The sequence below is a fragment of the Bradyrhizobium sp. JYMT SZCCT0428 genome (assembly GCF_018131075.1).
Lineage (GTDB): Bacteria > Pseudomonadota > Alphaproteobacteria > Rhizobiales > Xanthobacteraceae > Bradyrhizobium.
This window is the reverse complement of record NZ_JAFCLS010000084.1, coordinates 1-19,647: the sequence shown is the minus strand read 5'-3', so window position 1 is coordinate 19,647 and position 19,647 is coordinate 1. Positions and strand designations below refer to the sequence as shown.

The following is a 19,647-nucleotide window of genomic DNA, read 5'->3' as shown; positions in this document are numbered from 1 at the left end:
ACCGGGACCCCGGCCTCGTGCTCCTTCAAAACCCCGATGATCTGTTCTTCCGTAAATCGATTGCGCTTCATGCTCCGGTCCTCGTCTTGGGCCAGAGCGAACTTCAAACTGGATTAAGTCCCAGAATTACTGCCTCAGCTAACCAAACAGTGTCGAAGGCACTTTATTTCCACGGCGGGTTTCCACGAAGCGCAGCTGTGAACAGGCCTCACCATAAACAAAACGTTGCGCCTGCTCAGCCAGCCTACTTTTTACGCAGGCTATAAGTTTATTGTTTTTCGTACCTGCAATCTGTTCGATAATGCGTTTTTCGCGGACCACGATAAACAGTCGCGTGGGTGAGATCGGCATCACGATATGTGCATCGGGTTGGCCGCGACCATTTGTCATGAGTGGTCGGTCTGGCGTCAATAACGTGTGCTTTGTGTGTTGCAGTTCGAGCGTATGAAAGGTCATCTGTTGAACGAGAACTGAGATCGAAATACCGGAGGGCTGTTGATGAATTCCGGCAACAACTCCTTCCACCCAGGATAACCCCTCTCGATATTAACCGCTCGCTGCCGAATTTCAACTAATCGCGCAACGGACCCCAGAGCCCGCGAGAGTTGCATAAGGAAACCCGCTGGATGGTATTACCCCGCGGGTATTTCTTGCTCCTGTCACTTCTTCCTCGGCGGCGGTGGCGCATCTTTCCCGGGCTCGCCTGGGTTGCCTTTGTCGCCCTTCTCACCCTTTTCGCCTTGAGGACCCTGGGCACCTTGCGCGCCGGGAGGGCCAGGAGGGCCGGGAGGGCCGGGAGGGCCTTCGTTGCACCCGACCATTGTGAGAACGGCAGCACCGATTATCATCTTCAAAAGTAAACGCATCATGTTCTCCAGTCACGGCCAATCGAAGTACTACGCGACTAACCATTGCCCGTCTAACACATTGATTTCATCCGGTTGAAGTGCGAATTGAGTAGTCCGAGGCATTTCACGCATTGGTATCGCCATTCCAGCCACCGCCCAGGGGCGAGCTAGAAGGGTTCATGCTCCCGGCCAGCCGCGCCAAGAATTCGAATTGGCGGAGCGTGCGCGCGACTCCTTTTTTGCGTTTGCATCGCGACCGCTGCCGAAATCGCGGAGATCATAAGCGGCGCCTGGCCGGGCGCGTACGAGCGCGTCGGCCGCACAGAATCCGCCCGGAGCTTTCGAAGTGGATAGGGAACCGCAATGCTGCACCGGTGATTCTGACCTGAAATCACGGTTGGTCCCGAACTATCAAACAGCCCGCTCGTGCTACTCCTCGGATACCAAAGTCGTCTCCAATGCAAGTTGTTGTTTCTTTTCAAATTTTCAGTCTGTTGCTCCATACAAGATGCTGTTGTATAGCCATCGAGGATTATTGCGTTCTGGCCTCCGGCCGATCGCGTAGCCTATTTTAGGATCTGATGGACAGGCCGCTTGAATGCGTTCAAAGGGCAGTTGAACTATGCGATTGCCGAATTCCGGTGATAGCGATTGACGACCAGGAATGGAAGGAAACAGGGTATGAAGGTGTTTGTCACCGGCGGCGCGGGTCAGGTCGGATCAACAGTCACAGACATGTTGCTGGCGCGCGGAGACCACGTCCTCGGGATCGATAATTTTGCGACTGGCCGCCGGGACAATCTCGCACCAGATGCGAATTTGCGATTGGTAGAGGGCTCGATCACCGATGCTGATTTAATTAATTCGCTCTTCGCGGATTTCAAGCCCGATGTCGTGATCCATACCGCAGCATCCTACAAGGATCCGGAAGATTGGGTAACAGATGCTCACGTCAACGCCGCTGGCACCGCCAACGTCGCCAAAGCGTCAAAGGTTCACGGCGTCGGTCGGCTTATCTATTTTCAGACCGCACTTTGCTATGGCACAAGACCACTTCAGTCGCCGATCCACCTCGATCATCCGATCGATCCTGTGAATTCGAGCTATGCTATCTCTAAGACTGCAGGCGAAAATTACGTTCAGTTTTCTGGAGTCGATTGGGTGACTTTTCGGTTGGCCAACGTGATCGGAGAACGCAACGTGTCAGGTCCACTGCCGATTTTCTTTGAACGGTTGTCGGCAGGTAAGAAGTGCTTTGTTACGCCGGCGCGTAGGGACTTCTGCTACGCAAGGGATCTGGCTCGTGTGGTGGTGCGGGCTGCGGATGGTGTTGGGCGCGGCACCTATCATTTCTCCTCGGGCAAGGACTTCGCTATTCGCGAACTTTACGATGCCGTAGTTGCGGCAATGAAACTGAACGATTATCCAGAGCCCGAGGTCAAGCCCTTGGGCAAGGACGATGCACCTTCGATTTTGCTTGATCCGTCTCGCACGTTCACCGACTTCGGCGAGCTGGAATTCACGCCGCTACCAAGGATTGCTGAGGTTGCTGTGGAACGTTGGAACCGCGAAGGCGTCCAGGGCGGATACACTCACCTGAAAGAGGCACGCTCTTGATGGTTGCAGATGTCGCTATGCGGATTCTCCTTACGGGAGGGGCGGGGTGTCTTGGCTCCAATCTGATCGAGCACTGGTTGCCGCAAGGGCACGAAATTCTGGTGATAGACAATTTCGCCACTGGAAAACGGGAGGTCGTGCCTCCCCTTCAGCGACTAACGGTGGTGGAGGGTTCGATCGCGGATCGAGCGTTAGTCGATCGCACCTTCGCAGAGTTCTGTCCGACGCACGTGGTGCATTCGGCTGCCGCCTACAAGGATCCGACCGACTGGCACGAGGATGCAGCCACGAACGTGACCGGCATGGTCAATGTCGTCGATGCTGCGCGGGCTTGTAAGGCGAGTCGGCTCCTCAATTTCCAGACAGTGCTTTGTTACGGCCGCCCCTCAATGATGCCGATTCCGGTCGAGCATCCCCTGCGACCATTTACGAGTTATGGTATTTCGAAGGTCGCGGGCGAGCAATATCTTTCAATCAGCGGTTTACCGTTCGCTTCGCTCCGGCTTGCGAACGTGACCGGTCCTCGCCTCGCTATTGGGCCGCTTCCCACCTTCTACAAGCGGCTTAAGGCGGGGCAGGCATGTTTCTGTACCGACGCACAGCGCGATTTTCTCGACATGTCCGACTTTTTGGCCGCGGTAGATCTTGTAATGCAAAACGGGGCGCCGACCGGCACCTTCAATGTGTCGAGCGGAGAAGGACATTCGATCAAGGATGTCTATGACGCCGTTCGTGACCATCTGGGCTTGGCGCCAGATCCTGCCGTCAAAGTCATCCCGGTGGGCGACGACGACGTGCCGGCCGTAGTTCCGGATCCTACCATGACGAAATCGATTCTTGGGTGGACTGCCCGGATCTCGTTCACCGAAACCATCAGGCGCATGCTTTCCTGGTACGACGCGCACGGGGTCAACGATGTCTATAGCCATCTTTCAACCACCCCGCAGAGGGCGGTATGAATATGCCAGAAAAATCATTTGCCAATTCCAATATTCTTGTTGTTGGCGGTGCAGGTTTTGTAGGATCCAACCTAGTCGCTCTGCTGCTGAAAGAAAGCCCTGCGAAGATTATTATTGTCGACAATTTGTTGTCCGCGGACATTACGAATGTTCCCGAGGGCGGGGTTATCGATTTTCGCCTCGGATCGATTGCTCATGATTCGATTCTCGAAACGTTGCCCGCCGATTTAGACTATGTCTTTCATTTGGCCTGCTATCACGGAAACCAATCTTCTATTGCGGACCCGTTGGCCGACCACGACAACAATACGATAACGACGCTGAAATTGTTCGAGCGGTTAAAAAGCATGAAGTCGCTGCGGAAGGTCGTGTATGCGGCAGCCGGCTGCGCCGTCGCCGAAAAAACGTTCGAGGGCGCGAGCGCAACCAGAGAAGATGCCCCGGTCTCGCTATTTCATGACAGCCCGTATTCCATCTCGAAGCTAATCGGCGAGATGTACGGCAACTATTACTTCGCCCGGTATCAGTTGCCGTTTGTCAAAGCGCGCTTCCAGAATGTTTACGGACCAAGGGAGATACTCGGTGCAGGGCGATGGCGCGGGACCGTCCACACCGTATGGCGGAACGTGACGCCGACCTTTATCTGGAAGGCGCTGCACGGGGAACCCCTCCCCGTAGAGAATGGCGGTATCGCGACGCGCGATTTTATCTTCGTCGAGGACATGGCGCGCGGCTTGATGGCTTGTGCGGTTAACGGAAATCCAGGGGAGATTTACAATCTTGCCTCTGGAGCTGAAACGACCATCAAGAAGCTTGCTGAGCGCATCAACGTGCTGGCCGGAAACAAGACGCCGATCGCTATGACACCGGCGCGAGATTGGGATCGATCGGGCCAGCGCTTCGGCGATCCGTCCAAGGCGACGGAAAAACTTGGATTCAGGGCAGGCGTGCCGCATGCAGAGGGGCTTGCAAAGACCATTGAATGGACACGAGCTAACCACGACCGGATCCTGCGTTGTATGGTGCAGCACGAGCGTTACGTTCCGCAAGTGAAGGCTTACGTGTAGTGTCCTTGAAAATCTGCACCATAGTCGGAGCCCGGCCGCAATTCATCAAGGCGGCCACGGTCAGTCGTGCCATTCGCAAAACCGATGGACTGAGCGAAGTCATGATCCATACTGGTCAGCATTTCGATGCCGACATGTCGGACGTGTTTTTCTCCGAGCTCGATATCCCCACACCTCACCATCGGCTTGAAATTCACGGAGGCGGCCACGGTGCAATGACAGGTCGCATGCTCGCGGCCATCGAACCGATCCTGATCGCCGAGAAGCCAGACTGGGTTGTCGTGTATGGCGATACCAATTCGACCTTGGCAGGGTCTCTCGCCGCCGCGAAACTACATATTCCCATCGCACATGTTGAGGCCGGCCTGCGATCTTTCAACCGTCGCATGCCGGAAGAAGTCAATCGCGTACTTACCGATCATCTTTCGGCGCTGCATTTGTGCCCGACACAGGCTGCAGTCGATAATCTCGCCGGGGAAGGCATCAGGGGCGGGGTTCATCATATCGGTGATGTAATGTATGACGCCACGCTGTTCGCCATCGACCGCGCCAGCGGCACCTCTGGCATTCTCGCCGAACTTGCGGTCAACCCCAAAGCATATGGTGTAGCGACCATTCACCGTGCCGAAAATACCGACGATGCCAAGTCGCTCAGAGCGGTAATCGCCTTTCTGAAGAAACAGGCTAAAGCAATTCCGATCATCTTGCCGTTGCATCCCCGCACGCGTCAGAACGCCGAGCGTATGGGGGTGTCGCTTGAGGGACTTAGGGTCATTGGCCCCGTGGGTTATGTGGACATGGCTAGGCTGATAAACGGCGCCGGTGCCGTTTTCACCGACTCCGGCGGATTGCAGAAAGAAGCTTATTTTCATCGCGTGCCGTGTACAACGCTACGGGGCGAAACTGAGTGGGTGGAAACTATCAGTCATGGCTGGAACCGATTGTGGAACGGGCCGGATTTCGCGGAGCGGAGGCAAATCACCGAATACGGCGACGGGCGTGCTGCCTTCAGAATTGCGGAACTGTTGAAGAATTCGAGATGACCCCGAAATGACCCGAAGCCGCGAGAGTTGCATGCGGGTGTTGGTAGCCTATGCCCACTACACGGATCGTCTGTCCTATTTCGATGATTGGCTCGATGCATTCACGAATGCCCCTGACTTTGAGGTCATTCCATTCAATATCGTTCCATCGGATTCTCGGTCACGCCTTGCAAAGGTTCTGAAACAAATAGATGCGGTGGTGCTACTTCATTCCACCAATGCAGACACTACAATATATCTGGAGCCGCATATTGCGACACTCGTTGGACGAAAGGTGCCACTGCTCACATTCGTCGGTAATGAGGTGAATCTACCCGGTTCACCTATTGCCGAGAAGCTGAAGCTCTTTGCGATCCTCAAACCTGATTATGTCGCGACGCAGTTGCTCCTTGAAGCCGGTCGCCATCTTTTTGATGCCGTCGCCTCCCGCAAGGTAGTTGCGGTTCCCCATGCATTAAATCCCGCAGTCTATTACCCGGCGATTGCATTTCGCGATCGGCCGCTCGACATCGGGGCCCGAGCGGCGCGCTACCTTCCGCACCTCGGTGACGACGACCGAAACCGGATACTGAAGTGGTTTAAGGATCACGGAACGGTCATGGGTTTGAAAACGGAAATTTCCGATCGCCGCTTAGATCGGAAAAGCTGGGCCCACTACCTCAACCAGTGCCGTGGAACAGTTTCGACGGAAGCGGGATCATGGTTCCTTGAGCGGGATGACGCAGTAGTCAACGCAATTCGCGACTATGCTTTATCAGATCTCCGGAGGGGGTTTGTGCTGCGAAACGATTCCCCCTTACGTCGAATTGGTCACCGCTTGCCAGGGTGGGTTCGGGCGACGGCGCGAAAGGTGATGCGGAGCGGCCCGATACAGCACGAAGCGTTGTTCAATGAGCAGCTTGAACCCAGAGACATATTCGAAAGATTTTTTGCAGAAAGGCCGCGTCCGTCATATTATGGCAAATGCATCAGTTCGCGACACTTCGACGCTGCAGGAACGAAAACCTGTCAGATCATGTTTCGTGGCCGATTCAATGACATTTTGGTCGCGAACGAGCATTACATCGCGCTCGAGCCCGATTTCTCCAATATCGATGAAGTTCTCGCGGCCTTCCGGGATCCGGCCCAACACAGGGAAATCGTCGAGGCTGCCTATGATCTTGTTTACTCCCGTCATACATATGCACAACGTACGCAGCAGGTTTACGATCTGCTCGCGTCCACAAGTTGACGGCTAAAGGCATGTGCGGGATCGCGGGTATCCTTCGAATGGTTGGCAATGACTCCAACTCGCTTACCTTATGCGCGAGACAGATCACTTCCTCACTCGCGCACCGAGGGCCGGACGCCAGCGGTATCTGGGCTGACGAGGCGGCCGGAATTGCACTTGGGCATCGCAGGTTGTCGGTTCTCGACCTGACCGAGGCGGGTGCGCAGCCAATGCAGAGCAATTGCGGTCGTTTCGTGGTGACGTTCAACGGGGAGATCTATAATCACCTTGAGCTGCGCAAAGACCTTGAAGCAGCAGGCGCTGCGGCAGCGTGGCGCGGGCATTCCGACACCGAGACCTTGCTATGTGCCGTTCAACACTGGGGTATCAAGGCAGCACTCCAGCGGTTCAATGGAATGTTCGCGATTGCGATTTGGGATGCGCGAGAGCACACCTTGACGCTTTGTCGCGACCGCTTCGGCGAAAAGCCGCTGTTCCACGGCTGGGTGGGAGAGGATTTTGTTTTTGCATCCGAACTGAAGGCATTTGCCGCGCACCCACAGTGGAGCGGGACGGTAGATCGGCAGGCGCTGACCGCGTTTATGAGATTTGGATACGTTCCGGGGCCATCGACGATCTGGGAGACCGTTAAGAAGCTCGATCCGGCTTCCTTTACAGTTGTCTCGCACCCGATGTGCAGGGGTGACGTGTTTCCCTCACCGCAACCCTACTGGTCGATGCGTCAGCACGTGATCGATGGACAGCACAATCGTCGAACTGATGCGATAGCCTTGGTGAACGAACTGGAGCGACTGCTATGCCAAGCCGTGACCCGCCAGTCGCTCTCGGACGTGCCCATCGGCGCCTTCCTGTCGGGAGGCATCGATTCGTCAGCGATCGTCGCATTGATGCAAAAATGTGCATCGCGGCCTATCAAGACCTTCTCTGTTGGCTTTGCTGAGAAGGAGTTCAGCGAAGCAACCCACGCGCGCGGCGTGGCGTCCTATCTTGGAACAGACCATACGGAACTGGTAGTGTCTCCGTCCGATGCGCGCGAGGTGATCCCTCAACTCGCGGGCATCTACGACGAGCCCTTTGGCGACTCGTCTCAGATCCCGACTTTGTTGCTGGCGACCCTTGCGCGGCGCGAGGTCACGGTGGCACTCTCCGGCGACGCCGGTGATGAAATGTTCGGTGGATATAATCGTCATGTGTGGGGACCGCGTCTGCATGCGCGCTTCGCTCGCCTGCCTTACGTAATCAGACTGGCCCTTACCGCTGCGATCCGGAATGTTGCTCCGGAACCTGCCAACCGGATTGGAAATATGGTGGGCGATTTTCTCCCAAGCCGTTTCCGGTTCATTCGGTCCGGGGATCAACTCGCGAAAATCGGCCGTATCGTCAATGCAGGATCCTTCAATGACTTATATCGTTTATTGAGCTCAGTCGACGACGATCCGGCCGGTGCGGTCGTCGATGGTTTCGAGCCCGCGAGCTGGTTCGATTTGCAAATGGCAGGGATTGACCAGGAGCTTGATCCACTCGACCGGATGACTTTGTCGGACGCGCTTAGCTATTTAACCGATGATATCCTTCAGAAGGTCGACCGCGCCGCTATGTCAGTCAGCCTTGAGACGCGCGTACCGTTTCTCGACAAGGATGTCGTTGAGTTCAGTTGCGAGGTACCTCCGGACTATAAGGTGAGGAACGGAGAAGGCAAATGGTTGGTACGACAGGTTCTAGATCGCCATGTTCCTAAGAGTCTGATCGATCGCCCGAAGATGGGGTTTGCCATCCCGCTCGATGAATGGTTACGCGGGCCATTGAAGACCTGGGCTGCAGACTTGCTTTCGGCCAATCGCCTTGACCGCCAAAGGTGGCTAAATGCCGGGCGGGTTGACCGCATCTGGACCAATCACCAGCAACGTAAAGGCAACCACGGTTCGTGGCTTTGGAACGTTTTGATGGTTCAAGCTTGGACTGATGAGTGGTGCGGGTCGAGCGATATCGGCCGGTAGGTAGTAGTAGACCCGTAAGCGATCCATCGGTTGCGTCAACTGCGCCAATCTCGCGGCGCTTGGCGAAGCCCGACTTCGGGGTCCGCGGTTGATGCCGGATTCGTTCCCCATTTTAATCAACGAAACATTCGCATCCTTCGTAAGCGCTGTTCTTAGGCCTCGGCTTTGAGTTCTTGCGTTCTATAGGCTCACAGCAGCAACTGATCGATATCACGGTTGGGTGCCCATTGATGATACTGTAAGAACGTCGGTCAGATACGCGAGCGGGTCGATGTCGTTCAACTTGCAGGTCTCGATCAGGGACGCGACGGTGGCCCAATGCTCGGCGCCTCCGTCGGAACCCGCGAACAACGCGTTCTTCGGGTTGAGCGCGATCGGGCGGATGGAGCGCTCGACGATATTGTTATCGAGCTCGATACGACCGTCATCCATGAAGCGCGTCAGGCCCTCCAGCGCGACAGGGCGTAGCGGATGGCCATGGCGTCTGGCTGATCAGACCGAGTTTTGCGCGCAACCACAGCTCGAGCGCGCATCGATCAGGGGACGGCTTTTTAGGGAGCGAACTGTTCGGCGCTCCTCGGGACTTCGACCGTGGACTTTCTTCTCGACGGCGTAGAGCCCGGCAATACGTTCGAGCGCTTCGCTGGCGATCGGTGCCGGACCAGATACGGCAAGCTCATAGAAGCCACGCCGAACGTGCGACCAGCAGAATGCAAGGCGGACATCGCCGCGATCGGCCAGCTTGCGGTAGCCGGCATAACATCGACCTGCAGAATGCCCTGGAAGCCCTCCAGATGGGTAATTGGCCGTTCAGATTTGCGATCGGGTGCGTAGACATAGACGACGCCAGGTGGGTCACAGCCGCCCTATGGCCGGTCGTCAGCGGCATAGGCCCAGAGCTGTCCGGTCTTGGTGAAGCCACGGCCGGGATCCAGCACCGGCGCGGTCGTCTCGTCCGCAAACAGGCGGGGTAGCTGCTTCAGCCTCACCAGCAGCCGCTCCTGCAGCGGGCGCAGGTGCCAGGCGGCGTGACCGACCCAGTCCGCCAGCGTTGATCGGTCCAGTTCGGTGCCTTGCCGGGCGTAGATCTGCGTCTGGCGATACAGCGGCAGATGATCAGCATATTTGGACACCAGGACCTGGGCGATGGTGGCTTCCGTCGGCATGCCGCCTTCGATTAGTCGCGCGGGCGCGAGTGCCGTCGATGTCGAGGATGAACTCGATCCACGGCAGATGCGCGGGCAACGAGCCGCGGTTAATGCGTCGCTTCTCGGCTCGTGCAGCTCTTGACGCCGCAGCCGACCGATCTGCTATCGCGGCATCGCTCGCCGCCGTTTGCTCGACATCTTCGAGGCCAAGCAACATTTGATCTTCGGGCAACGTCTCGGCTCGGCGGCCAAAACGATGCCGCTGCAATTCCTTGATGATCTGGCGCAGTCGCTCGTTCGGTATCCGCTCGGCGAGCAGCATGCTTTCAGTGTCCCAAGATCGTCAGGCAAGCGTCGCTTGGCATGATCGAATCAGATCATATTCGGCGGCATTTTGCGACGGTCTCGATGGGCTAATTCACTTCGCCGCAGAGATAAATGATCCGCCGTCAATCAACCTGGTTGCATCGGTGTGACGGTTTCCGGCGCTTCATGGACGCGCCGCCAGTCCAGCCCTTCCAGCAGCGCAGACAATTGCGCCGCCGATAATTTCATCACGTCTTCTCAATCTTCGGCCACCGGAAGATGCCGTCCTCCAGCCGCTTGGCGAACAGACAAAGACTAGTGGAACACCAACTTGATCCGGTCGGCGCGCTTCGCCCTGAACACGTGGACCGCTTCGGAGAAGGGATGCGCAGCCATCGTCTCGCGCACCAGTGCCGTCAGTCCCTCGGCCCCATTGCGGAAGTCGACAGGTTTGGTCGCCACCATCACGCGGACCGCGCCGGTCGGGCCGATCACGTGCCACCTTTCAATGCTCGCAGCACCGCTGTCACGGTCTGTACGTTCCGCTCCGCGGCCAACCCGAACCGTCACGCCGTCGATCTCGACCTCGATCATTCCCGCACCGGGCTCAACATGGAGCCGGGGCATTTTGCGTTGACGACGGACGGGCGGTCGGTGCCACGTCCGGGACCGCCGGAACGAACTGCAGCTCTTCAGCGTGCGAAAGCGCCGTCTAGGACGCCTGCATTTCCCGCCGCCAGCCAAATAATTGCTGCGGTGAAAGTCCGTGCCGTCGGGCTACGGCAGAGCCAGACTCGCCGCTCGCTACAATCTCAACGGTTATCAGAACCATTAGACTCGCAGATCAGGACATCATCAGGAAGGTGACCTCGGAACACCGCTTACGCATCTTCGCGGCAGCGGCGCAGAACGTTGATGTCCAAGGGGACCTTGATCTATCGCAGGGAGAAGGGGCATCGGGATAATGGCGCGGTTCCGCCCCGATGTCTGGATGCAGAACTGGGCCACTCCACGATAATCGGAATTACGTGAGTGCCACTCCAGTTTCGTTTCACCAGCAACCCGACACGCTGCGACATGGTCCACATAGATTGGCGGCACTAGATGTGGCCGCGGTTTCGGCTCCAGCATCGCGAACTCAGGTATAACGCCGACAAGGCTCCGAATACGACGATCAGCCGAGATCTATTTCTCATCGTCCGCCCGACTCTTTTTCCTCCTTTATTCCCTATGATGGATTTTATCCGTGAGCTTTGCCGTCTTTTCTCCACTTGCAATCCAGACCAAGCCGCCGAGTGCGCCGATGATGAATGAAGATACACCGGTGAGCAAGGAAACCATCGTTCCGTCGGCCGGAATCAGGCCAGCGTAACCGAAAGCAATCATCATCATTGCTTCTCTTACTCCCCAACCGGCAATTGAGATGGGAAGCATGGTAATGAGAGCGATAGGTGGGACGACCAGCAATACCTGTTCGAAATTGGCAGGGGCTGATATTGAACGAACCGCACACCAGGCAATGACTGCACTCAGAAAATGGACGGCGATCGACAGCAACAAAATTGCGGTGCCTTTAGGGTAGTTAACGATGGCACGATTTACGATTTGCGAGCAGGCATAGACGTGTCGCGTCGGCCAAATCCTTTTTAACCAAAGCCACGGCAGGTTGCCGAGCAAGAGGAAGCCAACGCTGGCCGCAAGCGCCGCAGAATCGATGGCCGCCAACGCTTGCCTTCCGTTATCGTCATCGATTATCTGATAACTCCAGGGCAGGCTAACGAAAACCACGATAGCAAGTGCGATGAAACCGATCGCCCGGTCAACTAGAACAGAATAGGTAGCCGCTCGCCAACCGGTCCCAGTTCTACTGACTAGCCAGAGTCGAACCGCGTCGCCGCCGATGGTCGACGGCAGGGTCTGGTTGAAGAACGTTCCGATCATATTGTAGCGAAGCGCTTGAGATCGCCCAAGCGGAGCCCCGCAGTCCGCTGAGATCAGCTGCCATCGAATCGCGCCGAGTATTACCTGAAGCAGGTTGACTAGGACTGCAAGCACCATCCACCCCAGCAGCCAGCCCAGGCCGCTTTCTTTCAGCCTTAGCTGGATCTCTGCAAAATTTACTCCCCGTAGCGCAAGGTAGAGCAGCGCGGCTGATACCAGGATTCGGATGGCAAAAATCAGAAAACCGCGCATTTCAGACTATCATCGCCTTTGAGACACGGTGCGTCCAGGAGCGCAGTGAAAAATAGGGCCGGGGTGGGCGGAATTTATCAATGTTGGTATGGTTTTAGACCTCATCTGGCAATAGTAAATCCTGTGCTCTTGCGGTAACTAGGCCGTGACGGCTAAACAGATATTCTTGGGCAAATTTGAGCTAGGAATGCTTTGTATGGAACATCAACGGCGCATTGCGGTCATCGGCCTTGGATATGTCGGATTACCGGTAGCGGTCTCGTTTGCCCGCGCCGGAGTAGACGTAGTTGGATTCGACGTCGATTCGAAGCGAATTACCGAACTGAGAGCCGGTCGCGATCGGACGCGCGAAGTCGAGGTGAAGGACTTGCATCACCCGTCACTGACATTTTCCGATGACGCAAAGGCACTTCAGTCGTCGGATTTCTACATCGTCACGGTGCCTACTCCGATAGATTCTGCCCGTCGTCCCGATCTTGGTGCGATGGTTTCGGCGTCCCGCACCGTCGCCTCCGCACTTGAGGAGGGCGACATCGTCGTCTACGAGTCGACTGTTTATCCCGGTGCGGTCGAGGAGGAATGCATTCCCGTGCTTGAGGCCGTCTCGGGTCTTAAGTCCGGACGGGATTTCATGGTGGGATACTCGCCAGAGCGCATTAATCCTGGTGACAAGCTCCACCGCTTTGAGACAATCACAAAGGTTGTTTCCGCGCAGAATCCGCAGGCTCTCGATATCGTCGCAAGCGTTTACGGTTCGGTGGTGACTGCGGGCATTCACCGCGCTCCATCCATCAAGGTCGCCGAAGCAGCCAAGGTAATTGAAAATACGCAGCGCGATCTCAATATCGCGTTCATGAACGAGCTGTCGCTGATTTTGGGAGCTCTCAGAATCGATACCGGCGACGTTCTTGCGGCTGCCCAGACCAAGTGGAATTTCCTGCCATTCCACCCCGGACTGGTCGGGGGACATTGCATTGGAGTAGACCCCTACTATCTGACTTTTCGGGCCGAGAAGGCGGGGTATCATCCCGAAGTAATTTTGGCGGGCCGTCGCATCAACGACGGCATGGGTCGTCACATTGCGCGGGAGTGCATTCGCTCTCTCTTGAGATTGAAGGGGCGCAGTGGGTTGGTAACAGTGCTTGGTCTTACCTTCAAGGAGGATGTTCCGGACACGCGCAATTCCAAGGTAGTCGACATTATCAGCGAACTCCGGTCTTTCGGTCTCAGCGTTCAAGTCACCGATCCGTGGGCGAGTCCGGAAGAAGTCCTGCATGAATACGGCCTAACGCTCACCGCTATCGACGATCTGAAACCGGCGGATGCAGTCATCCTAGCGGTACCACACAAACTTTATCTCGACAGGGGATGGAAGATGATTGAGAGTTTGCTTGTTGATCGCGGCGGGATCGTGCTCGACGTAAAGATGAAGCTCGATCGAACGTCGCTCCCTTCGGCTATAGAACTTTGGAGACCATAAGGCGACGCAGGTACGTTTTCCCGGTTTTTCTACATCAGGGGTTGATGATCCAGTTTCCTGGCGGCCGCCATGCGGTTGGATTGAGGTAAAGATGTCGGGTCAGGAGGTTTTGGTTACCGGTGCAGCCGGGTTTATCGGATTTCACGTTGCTCAGCAGTTGCTGGAGCGCGGGCGTCGGGTTGTCGGTCTCGACAATCTGAATGATTACTATGATCCGAAGTTAAAGGAAGCTCGGCTAGGCATTCTGCAGCGTGATCCCCGTTTCGAGTTTATCAGGGCCGACATCTCGCATCGCTCAGCGATGAAGACGCTGTTTAGTGAACGCCGCTTCCCGGTCGTTGTGCATCTAGCAGCCCAGGCGGGCGTTCGTTATTCGATCGAACATCCGCAAGCGTACATCGATTCGAATATCGAAGGCTTTGGAAACATATTGGAGGGATGCCGCGCGGCAGACTGCCGAAATCTGTTGTTTGCATCTTCTTCCTCTGTTTACGGATCCAATACCAAGTTGCCTTTTTCTGTCCAGGATCACGTAAACCACCCGATCAGCTTGTACGCAGCCTCCAAGCGGGCGAACGAACTGATGGCGCACTCATACAGCCATTTATTTGGCTTGCCGACAACCGGGCTTCGTTTCTTTACAGTGTATGGTCCATGGGGTCGACCGGACATGGCCATGTTCATCTTCGCCAAAGCCATTCTCGAAGGACAACCGATCAAGCTGTTTAACGGGGGAGATATTCTCCGTGATTTTACTTATGTGGACGATGTCAGTGAAGCGATCGTCCGGCTCGTGGATCGTCCAGCATCGGGCAACCCCGATTGGAATGGAGACGATCCGGATCCTGCAACCAGCTCTGCGCCCTGGAAGATTTACAACATCGGTAATAACAAGCCAGAAAAATTATTGCATGTCGTCTCCCTTCTGGAAAAGCAATTTGGGCGGGCAGCAACAAAAGAGCTCTTGCCCATGCAGCCGGGCGATGTCCCTGCAACCTATGCCAACGTCGATGATATCGTTCGCGACATCGATTTTCGGCCTTCAACCTCTATCGAGCAGGGAGTTGAACGATTTGCGCAGTGGTATCGTGACTATCGGCGATAACGATCATATCGAGGTGTGAGGTGAACAAGCTTCCAATTCCATTGATTATGTGTGGCGGTGCCGGAACGCGACTGTGGCCGGCGTCGCGCGAAGTCCACCCCAAGCAGTTCCTATCTTTGTTCGGTGCACGCTCGACTTTCCAGGACACGTTGATACGGGTGTCCAATCCTGCGCTGTTCGAACGGCCGATCGTCATCACCAACAATGCCTATCGCTTCATGGTGCTCGAGCAACTGGCGGAGATCGGCTGCGAGGCCGACGTGCTGCTGGAGCCGATGCGGCGCGACTCCGGGCCGGCCATCGCGGCAGGTGCGGTGTTCGCGCAAACACGTGACAAGGAGGCGGTCGTTCTCGCACTGGCGGCCGATCACGTCGTTCGCGATAACGCGGCATTCCTCGCAGCCTGCCGTGAGGGACTCCCCGCGGCGGAGGCCGGACACATCGTAACCTTTGGCGTGCAGCCCGAACGTCCCGCCACCGAATACGGCTATATCAGTCCTGGCGAAATCATCTCGGGTCAGGTTCACAGCGTGGCGAAGTTCGTCGAGAAGCCCGATCCGGCAACCGCGGCCAGCTACGTCGAGGCCGGCTATCTCTGGAACAGCGGTAACTTCATGTTCCGGGCCGCCGCGTTGCTCGATGAATATCGCAAGGTCGACCGCGGCAGCGTAGAGGCCATCGCCGATTCCGTTGCCAAGGCGGGAAGCGACCTCAGCTTCGTCAAGCTCGACGCAGACGCATTCGCTTCCGCAAAGTCGATCTCGATCGACTATGCGGTGATGGAGAAGACCCCCCGTTGCGCTGTGGTCCAGGTCGCCTGCGGCTGGTCCGACGTTGGCTCCTGGCATGCGGTGTGGGAATTGTCCGACAAGGACGGCGAGGGCAACGCAGCGCGGGGCACTGCGGTGTTCGAAGATTCACGCAATTGCAACGTGGCGACCGATCGCGCGCTGGTCGCACTCGAAGGCGTCGACGACCTCGTGGTGGTAGCAACGCAGGACGCGGTGCTGGTGAGCGGGCAAAAGGACGCCAACGGGCTGAAGCGGCTGGTCGCCACATTGAAGAACGTGGCGCCGCAGGTGACCGAAGATCACATCAAGGTGCACCGGCCCTGGGGCTCGTACCAATCGGTCGACAATGGCGAGCGTCACCAGGTCAAGCGCATTATCGTCAAGCCGGGCGGGCGGCTTTCGCTGCAGAAGCACCATCATCGTTCCGAGCACTGGATCGTGGTGCGGGGTACGGCACAGGTGACCGTCAACGAACTGGTCAAGACCGTGCACGAAAACGAGTCGATCTACATCCCGATCGGCGCGGTGCATAGGCTGGAAAACCCCGGCAAGATCCAGTTAGAGCTGATCGAGGTCCAGACCGGCAGCTATTTCGGCGAGGACGATATCATCCGCATCGAGGATGATTACAGTCGTTCATAGAGGGGTCGATAGGCTAGCGATCGTTGGGAACTATTGCCGCTCTTGCCAGGTTTGAACTGGCCGCTTTTGGGAGGCCGTTGTAGCCTACGTCTTCGTCGTCGTAAGCCATTGTTCAGTTCGTGGCCGGTGCCCAGGTGGATAGCATCACGGCCGGTAATGGCTTGCCAACGGCGAATAGTGACGTCGATGTAATATGGGTCTAGTTCAACGCCCACGCAGGCGCGTTCGGTTTCCTCGGCTCCGATTAAGGTTGACTCCGATCCGATGAAGGAATCGATCACCAGTTGGCCGCGCTTGGTGCAGTCGCGCATAATGTCGGCGAGCATCGCAACCGGCTTCACGGTTGGATGCCCGCCCGGGAGCTGTTAGTTAGGGCGAAGCATAGCCGCTCCAAAGATTCGAGCGGTTTCTCCTATACTTCCCGAGCTCGACGTTGTTGGGGTGGGGTTCGTTGCCGGCCTTGAATACGGCGCACAGTTCATCGGCGCTGCGATACAACCCGCCCATGCCTCACTTTCCAAAAAATTGTCATTTAGAGCGGTGCTCTGCGCCCATCTGACGAGCTCGCGCGGCACGAAGTCGGACTGAACGAGATCCTTTTAGATCATTATTTGATGAGCGGTTCTGTATCACAGAAATCGGATCTGGGGTTAATCGAATGACCAAAAGCATCCGGCAAGGGCAAAGCTGCCTCTAAAATTCGCCTCGACGCCGCTTTTCATCGGAGGTCGAGACGCCCGCATCATAAAGGCAACGATGAGAAGCCCTCACCCGCCTCTACAAGGAGGTGAGGCGAGGGTGTGGCCGACAAATCGGAGACCTCACGCTGTACGCTGCCTATTGCTCAATCGTCCGGAGACTACCTATATCCTTGTGAAGGAACCGAAAAGAGGCTTGCACTTTCGTTTGCGGCGCCAGGCAGTTTGGGGTCGCAATCCGCACGGGCAATTGGTTGGATGCAGCGGGTGGAGCAGACCGGCAGCGTCGCTCCTGGCCAGATGGGCGGTCACAGGAACGCGATCGTCCCGACGTGAGCGCGCCAGCGCTCGGTGGCCAAAGTATCAAGACACTTAATTTCAATCACGCTTTAATGCAGTGCGCCGTCCGGCTTGCTCGTCGGCTGGCGATTGCAGAAAATCCAACCAAATCATGTCGCCTGTTTCGGGACCGTAGGGCTGATCGCCAGCGGCAGACGGGGCTATTCTAGAAGTGGAAAGTCTCGCCATCAGCAGGACCATGGAAGGTGCACGCGTCGATTCATCGACGCGTGTGGCTAAAGCGTTGCCCAGTTTAATTGAATCGGGAGGGTTTCTAGTTCTGCGGCGAATGTGATTCAAGATGCTGGCTGGGACGGAGGCCAGCATCTGATGGTCCGACCTCTTTCCAATGATTTGCGCAAGCGGTGGTCGCGACGGTCTCGAAGGGTGAGAGCTGCCGGGCGGTGGCGTTGCAGTTGGGGGATTCGGTTTCGTCGGCGGTGAAGTGGTCGCAGCGCTACCGTTCGACGGGCTCTGTTGCGCCCGGCAAGATGGGTGGTTACCCGGCAAACCGGTGCTTGATCCACATCGGGCGTTCATCGTGAAGCGGCTGACGCTGCACGCGCTGAAGGACGAACTGGCGGCGCGCGGGGTCAAGGTCTCGCGAGGGGCTACGATTCAAAAAAACGCTGTTCGCTCTTGAACAGGGCCGTTCCGATATCGCCCGCCGGCGCCGCCGCTGGAGATCGTGGCACCCAGCCTCGATCTGCGACGCCTGGTCTTTATCGATGAGACATGAATCAAGATCAACATGGTTCCGCTGCGTGGCTGGGCGCCCAAGGGTGCTCGACTGCGCGGCTTCTCGCCGCATGGCCACTGGCGCACGATGACGTTCCTCGGCGCGCGACGTTGCGACCACTAACGACGGGCCGATCAATGGCGAGTGCTTCCGCGCCAATGTCGAGCAGCTGTTCGTTCCATGCCTTGGACCAGGCGACATCGTCATCATGGACAATCTCGGCAACCACAGGTCTGCAGAGTTGCGTCGCATCATCAGGACCGCAGGTGCAAGGCTGTGGTACCTGCCGCCCTACTCACCCGACCTAGCAAGCCTTCGCCAAGATCAAGCACTGGATGCGCGGCCCAGAAACGCACCGTCGACGAAATCTGGCGGCACCATCGGCGGCCGCGTCAGCACAATCCAGGCCCCTAATGCAGCAACTACTTTGCCAATGCTGGATACGCTTCAATCAAACCGTGAAACGCTCTAGCAGGCTGTTGAAGAACTCAGCCGCGTTCGCAAACAAAGCCTGAATCGTCGCCATTGTGTATGTAGAGGTGACCGATGAGCCTGCTCGCAGTGCCGATCATAACCCATCCACGACCGCAGGCGGATTCGTTCTCGTCGTGTCCCTCCCATGAGAACTCCGCGCGCGCAGAACCGTCTCGCGCGCCGTAGCGGACGTCGAGAAAGCCCTTCAGCGCACCGAAGACAATCTCACCGTCGGACTTACCCTCGAAGGTGAGATGCGCCTCTTCGACAAGATCGAGGAAGTCGCTGTCCCAGTTGTCCATTTCGACGATGCGCCAGCGGCCGGCAAAGGCCTTGGCGAAGCCGGGCACCTTAGCCATCAGCCAGCCTCCACGATCAGCTTGGGCAGCCGCACCAGATTGCTGGCGGCGGCAGCGAAGGTAAATGCCCATGCGACGCGATCACGGCCGCGGAAGCTGGTCTTCTCTTGCCCTGCGATCGTCTTACCAGCCGAATGCTTCCTCGATGCGCGGTAGAGCCTGGCATCGGGATCGGTGGTCGAAGCATGGGTGTCGTTCGAGCCGTTTCTGGCCATGGAAGTCCGCTTCGGCATTGCGCCCGCCGCCTTGGCACCGGCGGCTCGGCAGAGCCATCCTTCGGCTTGACGCTCTTCATCGAGGCCCAGGCTTCGATCAGCCTGCCATCGACCGAAAAGGGATCGCTCGACAGAAGCTTCTTCACTTTGGGCTGCGCCAGCACCGCCGCGAGGAACTTGGCCGCGATGTCGCCTTCCAGCAGCCGGTCCCGGTTCTTCGAGAACACCGAATGGCTCAGGCGGCGTCGTCAACGCCGATCCTGACCTTGCCCCTGGGACTTAATCCAGTTTGAAGTTCGCTCTGGCCCAAGACGAGGACCGGAGCATGAAGCGCAATCGATTTACGGAAGAACAGATCATCGGGGTTTTGAAGGAGCACGAGGCCGGGGTCCCGGT

General features: G+C 57.0%; 14 protein-coding genes and 5 pseudogenes. 11 read left to right on the top strand and 8 right to left on the bottom strand.

Going from position 1 to position 19,647, the window contains the following annotated elements:
• Positions 1-138: 138 nt before the first annotated feature.
• Positions 139-525 (bottom strand): hypothetical protein, encoded by a 387-nt coding sequence (locus JQ575_RS41365; protein WP_212038907.1) that lies wholly within the window; start codon positions 523-525, stop codon positions 139-141.
• A gap of 1,004 nt (positions 526-1,529) precedes the next feature.
• On the opposite strand from JQ575_RS41365, the gene JQ575_RS41355 reads away from it, so the two are divergent.
• The 6 genes from JQ575_RS41355 to asnB are packed head-to-tail and all read left to right on the top strand — an operon-like array spanning position 1,530 to position 8,762.
• Entirely contained in the window at positions 1,530-2,465 is a 936-nt protein-coding gene (locus JQ575_RS41355; RefSeq protein ID WP_212038905.1) for an NAD-dependent epimerase/dehydratase family protein, read from the top strand.
• Positions 2,465-3,424 (top strand): NAD-dependent epimerase/dehydratase family protein, encoded by a 960-nt coding sequence (locus JQ575_RS41350; RefSeq protein ID WP_212038904.1) that lies wholly within the window; start codon positions 2,465-2,467, stop codon positions 3,422-3,424. Before JQ575_RS41355 ends, JQ575_RS41350 begins: the two co-directional genes overlap by 1 nt.
• Positions 3,421-4,491, top strand: a complete 1,071-nt coding sequence (locus JQ575_RS41345) for an NAD-dependent epimerase/dehydratase family protein (protein WP_212038903.1) — start codon at positions 3,421-3,423, stop codon at positions 4,489-4,491. The genes JQ575_RS41350 and JQ575_RS41345 overlap by 4 nt, the downstream gene beginning before the upstream one ends.
• Positions 4,491-5,534, top strand: coding sequence for a non-hydrolyzing UDP-N-acetylglucosamine 2-epimerase (gene wecB, locus JQ575_RS41340; RefSeq protein WP_212038902.1), 1,044 nt, complete (start codon positions 4,491-4,493; stop codon positions 5,532-5,534). Before JQ575_RS41345 ends, wecB begins: the two co-directional genes overlap by 1 nt.
• A gap of 31 nt (positions 5,535-5,565) precedes the next feature.
• Positions 5,566-6,765, top strand: a complete 1,200-nt coding sequence (locus JQ575_RS41335; protein WP_212038901.1) for a glycosyltransferase — start codon at positions 5,566-5,568, stop codon at positions 6,763-6,765.
• 11 nt (positions 6,766-6,776) lie between these two features.
• On the top strand, positions 6,777-8,762 hold the full coding sequence (gene asnB / locus JQ575_RS41330; RefSeq protein ID WP_212038909.1) for an asparagine synthase (glutamine-hydrolyzing): 1,986 nt from the start codon (positions 6,777-6,779) through the stop codon (positions 8,760-8,762).
• Positions 8,763-8,982: 220 nt separating this feature from the next.
• Here the strand turns inward: asnB and tnpC are convergent.
• The 4 genes and pseudogenes from tnpC to JQ575_RS41310 form a co-directional block, all read right to left on the bottom strand.
• Positions 8,983-10,261 (bottom strand): annotated as a pseudogene (gene tnpC / locus JQ575_RS46790) (IS66 family transposase); the annotation flags it as partial.
• Positions 10,262-10,363: 102 nt separating this feature from the next.
• A pseudogene (gene tnpB, locus JQ575_RS46285) lies at positions 10,364-10,711 on the bottom strand (IS66 family insertion sequence element accessory protein TnpB).
• Positions 10,712-10,928: 217 nt separating this feature from the next.
• Positions 10,929-11,048 carry a transposase gene (locus tag JQ575_RS46785; protein ID WP_212038900.1) on the bottom strand — a complete coding sequence of 40 codons (120 nt, stop codon included), beginning with the start codon at positions 11,046-11,048 and terminating at the stop codon, positions 10,929-10,931.
• A gap of 389 nt (positions 11,049-11,437) precedes the next feature.
• A complete protein-coding gene (locus JQ575_RS41310) occupies positions 11,438-12,409 on the bottom strand; it encodes a lysylphosphatidylglycerol synthase transmembrane domain-containing protein (protein WP_212038899.1) in 972 nt (323 codons plus the stop codon).
• 196 nt (positions 12,410-12,605) lie between these two features.
• On the opposite strand from JQ575_RS41310, the gene JQ575_RS41305 reads away from it, so the two are divergent.
• The 3 genes from JQ575_RS41305 to JQ575_RS41295 all read left to right on the top strand — a co-directional run bounded on the left by JQ575_RS41305 (position 12,606) and on the right by JQ575_RS41295 (position 16,427).
• Positions 12,606-13,889, top strand: coding sequence for a nucleotide sugar dehydrogenase (locus JQ575_RS41305; protein WP_212038898.1), 1,284 nt, complete (start codon positions 12,606-12,608; stop codon positions 13,887-13,889).
• Between the two features lie 91 nt (positions 13,890-13,980).
• Positions 13,981-14,994, top strand: a complete 1,014-nt coding sequence (locus JQ575_RS41300; protein ID WP_212038897.1) for an NAD-dependent epimerase — start codon at positions 13,981-13,983, stop codon at positions 14,992-14,994.
• Positions 14,995-15,041: 47 nt separating this feature from the next.
• The gene (locus JQ575_RS41295; RefSeq protein WP_212038908.1) at positions 15,042-16,427 is read left to right on the top strand and encodes a mannose-1-phosphate guanylyltransferase/mannose-6-phosphate isomerase; all 1,386 of its coding nucleotides are present in this window, start codon (positions 15,042-15,044) and stop codon (positions 16,425-16,427) included.
• On the opposite strand, the gene JQ575_RS41290 is transcribed toward JQ575_RS41295, so the two are convergent.
• Positions 16,412-16,768 carry a DNA methyltransferase gene (locus JQ575_RS41290; RefSeq protein WP_212038896.1) on the bottom strand — a complete coding sequence of 119 codons (357 nt, stop codon included), beginning with the start codon at positions 16,766-16,768 and terminating at the stop codon, positions 16,412-16,414. The genes JQ575_RS41295 and JQ575_RS41290 overlap by 16 nt on opposite strands.
• A 572-nt stretch (positions 16,769-17,340) precedes the next feature.
• Between JQ575_RS41290 and JQ575_RS45330 the strand changes: the two are divergent.
• A pseudogene (locus JQ575_RS45330) lies at positions 17,341-17,440 on the top strand (IS630 family transposase); the annotation flags it as partial.
• 354 nt (positions 17,441-17,794) lie between these two features.
• A pseudogene (locus JQ575_RS41285) lies at positions 17,795-18,665 on the top strand (transposase).
• 26 nt (positions 18,666-18,691) lie between these two features.
• Here JQ575_RS41285 and JQ575_RS41280 read toward each other — a convergent pair.
• On the bottom strand, positions 18,692-19,036 hold the full coding sequence (locus JQ575_RS41280) for a hypothetical protein (protein ID WP_212038895.1): 345 nt from the start codon (positions 19,034-19,036) through the stop codon (positions 18,692-18,694).
• 143 nt (positions 19,037-19,179) lie between these two features.
• Positions 19,180-19,481, bottom strand: a pseudogene (locus JQ575_RS46780) (IS5/IS1182 family transposase); the annotation flags it as partial.
• Positions 19,482-19,647 lie beyond the last annotated feature (166 nt).

Excerpts from the sequence above, each read along its gene's own strand:
- JQ575_RS41355 (WP_212038905.1), top strand. The coding sequence starts at position 1,530 with ATGAAGGTGTTTGTCACCGGCGGCGCGGGTCAGGTCGGATCAACAGTC.
- JQ575_RS41350 (WP_212038904.1), top strand. The coding sequence starts at position 2,465 with ATGGTTGCAGATGTCGCTATGCGGATTCTCCTTACGGGAGGGGCGGGG.
- JQ575_RS41345 (WP_212038903.1), top strand. The coding sequence starts at position 3,421 with ATGAATATGCCAGAAAAATCATTTGCCAATTCCAATATTCTTGTTGTT.
- JQ575_RS41335 (WP_212038901.1), top strand. The coding sequence starts at position 5,566 with ATGCGGGTGTTGGTAGCCTATGCCCACTACACGGATCGTCTGTCCTAT.
- asnB (WP_212038909.1), top strand. The coding sequence starts at position 6,777 with ATGTGCGGGATCGCGGGTATCCTTCGAATGGTTGGCAATGACTCCAAC.
- JQ575_RS46785 (WP_212038900.1), bottom strand. The coding sequence starts at position 11,048 with ATGGTTCTGATAACCGTTGAGATTGTAGCGAGCGGCGAGTCTGGCTCT.
- JQ575_RS41310 (WP_212038899.1), bottom strand. The coding sequence starts at position 12,409 with ATGCGCGGTTTTCTGATTTTTGCCATCCGAATCCTGGTATCAGCCGCG.
- JQ575_RS41305 (WP_212038898.1), top strand. The coding sequence starts at position 12,606 with ATGGAACATCAACGGCGCATTGCGGTCATCGGCCTTGGATATGTCGGA.
- JQ575_RS41300 (WP_212038897.1), top strand. The coding sequence starts at position 13,981 with ATGTCGGGTCAGGAGGTTTTGGTTACCGGTGCAGCCGGGTTTATCGGA.
- JQ575_RS41295 (WP_212038908.1), top strand. The coding sequence starts at position 15,042 with ATGTGTGGCGGTGCCGGAACGCGACTGTGGCCGGCGTCGCGCGAAGTC.
- JQ575_RS41280 (WP_212038895.1), bottom strand. The coding sequence starts at position 19,036 with ATGGCTAAGGTGCCCGGCTTCGCCAAGGCCTTTGCCGGCCGCTGGCGC.